General features: G+C 66.3%; 1 protein-coding gene. It reads left to right on the top strand.

Annotated features, from left to right (window positions below):
- On the top strand, window positions 1-291 hold a 291-nt coding region (locus tag BGIM_RS55455; protein ID WP_040892008.1), incomplete at both ends, for a hypothetical protein.

Here is a 291-nt window from a genome sequence, read left to right on the forward strand (position 1 = left end):
AGCAAGACTTTTGCCGTCACGTTCACCAACATTGGCCGGCAAACCATCACCGTGACCGACACCGCGAAGGCGACCATCAAGGGGATCAGCCCGGCCAGCGTTGTCAGCGTCACCGGAACCGCCCCGAGCGTGACGGCCGGTCTCGCCGGCCCGGCGGTCGGCGTGCGCGGTCAGCCGATGACATTCACCCTGAGCGCCGGTGAGACCGGCCAACCGGCCGGCACGGTGTTCACTTACAAGATCGACTGGGACGGCAACGGCACGGTTGACCAAACCATCACGGGCGCGAGC

Origin of the sequence: Zavarzinella formosa DSM 19928, from assembly GCF_000255705.1 — a bacterium.
In the GTDB taxonomy this organism is placed as follows: domain Bacteria; phylum Planctomycetota; class Planctomycetia; order Gemmatales; family Gemmataceae; genus Zavarzinella; species Zavarzinella formosa.